At 57.7% G+C, this 267-nt stretch carries 1 protein-coding gene; it reads right to left on the bottom strand.

The features are described 5' to 3' along the window. Positions 1–267: M81 family metallopeptidase (locus SB772_RS41725; protein ID WP_410838736.1), on the bottom strand; the 267-nt coding region annotated here is incomplete at both ends.

Raw genomic sequence — 267 nt, 5'->3', positions numbered from 1 at the left:
CGAAAGGAGCGCGTCGGCACAAACAAGCATTTGATGCGTGACATTCGCGTGCAGATCGAGGCTGGCGACGATCGGCATGGCGTCGCCAACGAGCGCACGCACACGGGCCAACAGTTCGCCCTCCGCGTCGTCGATGCCTTCTGCCATCGCTGCGCCCTGCAGGTCCAGGTAGATTGCTTCGAACTGTTTATTTTTTACGTCTTCACAGATTTCAGTGCTGATCTTTTCAAACGCTTCGGCCGTGACGTATGACGATGGCACCGCGCC

Source organism: Paraburkholderia sp. SIMBA_030, from assembly GCF_046535245.1.
Classification (GTDB): domain Bacteria; phylum Pseudomonadota; class Gammaproteobacteria; order Burkholderiales; family Burkholderiaceae; genus Paraburkholderia.
This window is presented reverse-complemented; position numbering and strand designations above follow the sequence as displayed.